Source organism: Clostridium puniceum, assembly GCF_002006345.1.
GTDB lineage: Bacteria > Bacillota > Clostridia > Clostridiales > Clostridiaceae > Clostridium > Clostridium puniceum.
The window spans coordinates 1-4,890 of record NZ_LZZM01000051.1 but is presented as its reverse complement, the minus strand read 5'-3'; the positions used below and the strand labels follow the sequence as shown (position 1 = coordinate 4,890).

The 4,890-nt window shown below is 24.3% G+C and carries 4 protein-coding genes; all 4 read right to left on the bottom strand.

Annotated elements, in window-relative coordinates; all coding sequences use genetic code 11:
* Positions 1-777 precede the first annotated feature (777 nt).
* The 4 genes from CLPUN_RS29540 to CLPUN_RS04180 all read right to left on the bottom strand — a co-directional run bounded on the left by CLPUN_RS29540 (position 778) and on the right by CLPUN_RS04180 (position 4,348).
* Positions 778-978: a bacteriocin-like WGxF protein gene (locus CLPUN_RS29540; RefSeq protein ID WP_158078703.1), complete on the bottom strand. Its 201-nt coding sequence runs from the start codon at positions 976-978 to the stop codon at positions 778-780.
* Between the two features lie 16 nt (positions 979-994).
* Positions 995-1,612: an ATP-binding cassette domain-containing protein gene (locus tag CLPUN_RS04190; RefSeq protein WP_077846117.1), complete on the bottom strand. Its 618-nt coding sequence runs from the start codon at positions 1,610-1,612 to the stop codon at positions 995-997.
* Positions 1,613-3,802 (bottom strand): DUF1430 domain-containing protein, encoded by a 2,190-nt coding sequence (locus CLPUN_RS04185; RefSeq protein ID WP_077846116.1) that lies wholly within the window; start codon positions 3,800-3,802, stop codon positions 1,613-1,615. It abuts the gene before it with no gap.
* A 129-nt stretch (positions 3,803-3,931) separates the two neighbouring features.
* Complete coding sequence (locus tag CLPUN_RS04180) at positions 3,932-4,348, bottom strand: lactococcin 972 family bacteriocin (protein ID WP_077846115.1); 417 nt, start codon at positions 4,346-4,348, stop codon at positions 3,932-3,934.
* Between the last annotated feature and the right edge of the window lie 542 nt (positions 4,349-4,890).

Below are 4,890 nucleotides of genomic sequence, written 5' to 3'. Positions count from 1 at the left end.
ATAAGATTGCGTTGAACATCAGCCTATTATCCATTGGAGGACGTCCGGTTTTTGCTACTGAAAATAAATCCTTTATTTGATTCCATTGTTCATCAGATATTTCATAACGTTTTTGTGCCATAATAGTTACCTCTAAGTTTTTTCTTTTATTTTACCTAAAAATTAAATTTTGTGCAAATTTCTGTTTTCAGACACGCCCTAGGTTAAAATATCTATAAATCATACGATAATAAATTTAAACTTGTATATTTTAATTTAAGGGGTGAGCTTATGATTAATGTAACTAAAGATACAATAATGAAAACTATGAAAGGACTTCCAGAGGGCAACAAGAGATTATACTACATTTAACAGAAATATTTGAAGGTGAAGAAGAGACGATTAATGAGTATATAAAGAACGAGTTAATTGATAGGTAGTGTAATTATTGATATAATTCATTTGGCTAAATTGCACAATGGCTAAAAGTAGAGGGTATGGGAGTTAATTAACTCCTGTATCCTTAATTTTTTTGTCTAAAAATAAGTATATTAACAATACTAATTTAATATACAATAACATATCAATTGAGATTTAAACAAAATCGAAAGCGCTACATACTGTGTGAGGGCAACAGTAAAGGCATATGCATAGAAACGCAATACTTACCAATAAATAAGTGCAATGAGTTAAAAAATTCTTTAGGCTTATGGTTTTATGAAATAAAATAGTATAATATATAAAAGCCCAGCAATAACTTAACTGTTATTGCTGGGCTTATTTTGTATAATTTTAATATTAGAGATTGGTGTCTTTGTGAATATATGATTTGATGAATTCAATCCATAGACTAATTATGAAAAATGTAAATAAGATAGAGCCCCAATACATTGTTAAGCTATGAAATGGAAATCCTAATAATCGATCTAATATTTTTTGAATAAGAACTGATATTAAAAATATAATACAGTTTAATAAAATGTTAAAAATACGTTTCATTTATTTAAAATCCCTCCTATAAGAAAATAGTATTATCAGAAATATTTGATATATATGAATCATGTGTTACACATACAATAGTTTTATTTAAATTTTTCATTTTACATAATATTGATACTATTTGTTTTTTATTATATTCATCTAAATTGCCAGTTGGTTCATCGGCAAGAATTATATCACATGGTTTTAATAATATTCTTGCTATTGCAATTCTTTGCTGTTCGCCTCCACTTAGTTGATATACTTTTTCATTCAAAATATTGTTATTTAGTTCTACTTTATCCAAAGCATCTAATAACATTTCTGTTTTAAAATTTTTATTGTATTTTGCAGCAAGGAGTAAATTTGATTTTACTGTTTCATTTTCTAGTAAAGCATAGTTTTGAAATATATAACCTAAGTTATTTCTCCTTAATAATTGAATTTCTTTTTTTGTTGGATTAGTTTTTTCAATAATTTTCACTGTTCCATTGTCTGGGTTTTCTAATAAACCTATTATATTTAATAAAGTTGTTTTTCCAGATCCACTTTTCCCAGTGATAGTTATAAATTCATTTTTGCTTACTTTCATTGAAAAGTTTTTTAAAATAGACTTTTTCCCGTATGATTTATTAATATCTAATAATTCAAGCATTTATTTTTCTCCTTTTATAATCTTATTTATATTTTGATTATTTAAATAATAAGTAGAAATTAAAACAATGATAAATTCTATTATTATTGTTAATAATCCAACAAATATTAATATTATATTTTTGAAATAGATACTGAATAATATTGATGATATCATATTTATAGCTAAAATTAAGTATATAAGTTTACCATATATGCTTATAAATGAATATCCCATAATTTTTTTCAGATATAATTTATATAAATTATTTTGATAATATAAACGTATATAAGTAATTGAAAATACAAATGAAATTAAAGCTAATGAAACTATTGCAAAAAGCATACTTCTATTCATTTCATTAAGGGTATTTATTTCTTGGTTTACATCTTTATATAAAGATGTTACTGATTGTACAAGTTGATTAGTTTTACTATTGTTTAAATATGGTAATATATTTTGATATGCATCTCCTTGTGAATCATCAAAAAAATATAAATTATCAGAAACATAAGCCCCTATATAAGATGTGTCTACTTTTCCATCATAAATAATACAAACAGGATCTGTTATATAATGATGGTCGCGTTCACTTCCTGTATTATTTGAATATGTAAAATATTTTTGGTTATTCCTTACATATATGATGTTAACATCTAAGTCTGATTTTAAAAGTGTATTTAAAGGTAAATGTAACGCTTCATTATAATGATTATTTACGGTTACTTTGTTAAAATAAAAATTATCTAAATAGATATTATATATATCTTGTTCTATATCTTTATATTTTTCAGGAACTAAAATATTTATTACATTAGCATTCGGATTTAATTTTGCTTTTATACTAGTATTATCAGCTGATTCTATTGGATTTACATTCAAATAGCCCTCATCAATTACGATTGATTTTCCATCAGTATCATATTCCTTATGACCATTCTTCATAGCTATATTATATACATATGTTACATCATCATTTTTTTCGTCTAAAACCATATAATCGGTTGAGTTAATTATAAAGGCATTTTTGTTAGCTTTTAAATCTTCATATAATAAATATAATTTATTATTATATTGTCTATCTAGAGCTAAACTAGAATACTGACCTTGATCTGATAGAGTTGTCTTATAGACGTTTTTAGTGTTATCCCAATAATTTATATTGTTCAATTTATTTTGTAGATTATTATATTGATTAAAAAATGAATTTGTAATAAAGAATATGATTAAGCTTACCAAAAATTTGCTTATCAAAACTATTACATCCAATTTAGTTGTTGTTTTTTCTCCTTTTAATACAGTTAAAATATTAATGTTTCTATTATTGGCAAAGAAGGTGAATACAATAATTAATGTTGCTATTGTAGATGATGAAATTAATAAAAATATATTACTTTGCCAGTAAAATTCAAAAATGTAATTAGATTTACTATTTATATAAAAGTATGATGATACTATACTATTCGTTATCAATCCTCCACTTAATATTACAAGTAGAATACTAATCAATACCTTATAATATATTTGTAATATACTATAACCAAATATATTTTGGAGAGAAAATTTAGATTTATTTTTTACTATGTAATAAGCAATGCATATTATCAAAGAAAAGGCAGAAATTAATAATAAAGTTAATAAAAATGGCATGAGAGTAAAATTTATGTTAACTTTATCTATAGTTAAATTAGGCAATATTTTTGTTTGTCCATTTTCATTAAATAAGTCAATAATTTTGAAAATAGAATCACTATTGTTAGAGCTTATGATAAATTTATTTCCTAGTCCCACATTTTTAACTTGATTAAAATTATAACATTTTACATTTAAATCCGATTTAGGAAACTCGATTTTGCCTACACTTTCATTATTAAATGCATTGTTTGATATATACTCATTACTATTTTCAGTTGGTAATGTTCCATATTGTAATTTAATATTGTTATCATACTGTATGTTAGAAGAATATATGTTTAAAGTTGAATCATTTAAATATACATATTGTGATATGTTTAGGTTGTAATTTTGGGAATAATACTCTATTTTTTTTATAAAGTCATCTATGTTAACAGTATTATTATAAACGATTGATATTTCTACATTATTTTTATATAAAATTGAATTTTCTTTTTGGAGTGAAAAGTATTTAAAATAAATTAAATTAGAACAAATAAAAAAAACTATCGTTAAAAATAGAATTATTTTTTTCATAAGAGGTCTCCTTAATTTAGTAGTAGATAATAAAACTTCTCATCAATTTAATGATGAGAAGTTTTATTATCATTATTAGGCTTTATTGAGTAGCCTAGAATGCTTGATTACCTGTTGCAATTTATCCGATTACCAAGTACCCCAGAAGCATTGATTTCCGGTCCAAGTTTGTGCCGTAGACGAATATGCTGTTTTACCTGGTTGTACCCATCCTGATGTTTTTGTTGTATTACTATTTTTTACAGATGATTTATGTGTTACTTCATCATTATCATATTGAGAAAATAAATTAGAACCAGAGAATCCATAATACCAATCACCACCTTCAACAACAGATCCACTCTCATGAAAAGTACCACCACTTACAGTTGTTTTACTCTCAAAGAAAGGATCACCGCTTACAGGTGTTTTAAGTGTGATTCCACTATTTCTAACTAGTGTTGCAGAACCTGAATGACTTGCTACGTGTTCTGTACTAGCATATGCACTAATTGTAGGAACGCTTAATACTGTCAATACTGTTAATACGCTTAATATTTTTTTCATGTTATTAATCGCTCATTTATTATATATTTTAATGATGACTTAATATAGTATTGATTTTGTAAATTTTATGTAAAACTAAAGTATAAAACTTATGTCAATTTAGAGCCGGCGACATAAAAAAATTACTCAGATAACAATATCAAAATAGCATTATATTATTATGCTATTAACTATATAGTCACATTCAATGAAAATATCAACATAATACCCAAGTGATACAAATACATTTATCTTAAAATGTACAAAATTAAGCGCAAAGTAATAAAAAGTTACATAGTATATAATAATAATCAACTTATGCTTAAAAATATATGTTTTATGATAATAGTATTGATTTTTGATGAGTTATATGATTAGCGGTATTGAAATTAAAAAAATAAAATATAAAAGTGTATATTCGGTGTGTATTCTGCAAGTGGAGTATACCCTATTTGATAGACACATAGAAAAGACGTTATAATAACAATAAAGAAGGATGTGTTTATCAAATGAGTAAGAGAAGAGAGTTTTCTGTAGAATATAAGAAAGAGATAATAAAATTA

Bases quoted from the DNA above. Each gene is read 5' to 3' on its own strand.
- CLPUN_RS29540 (WP_158078703.1), bottom strand. From the start codon at position 978: ATGAAACGTATTTTTAACATTTTATTAAACTGTATTATATTTTTAATA.
- CLPUN_RS04190 (WP_077846117.1), bottom strand. From the start codon at position 1,612: ATGCTTGAATTATTAGATATTAATAAATCATACGGGAAAAAGTCTATT.
- CLPUN_RS04185 (WP_077846116.1), bottom strand. From the start codon at position 3,802: ATGAAAAAAATAATTCTATTTTTAACGATAGTTTTTTTTATTTGTTCT.
- CLPUN_RS04180 (WP_077846115.1), bottom strand. From the start codon at position 4,348: ATGAAAAAAATATTAAGCGTATTAACAGTATTGACAGTATTAAGCGTT.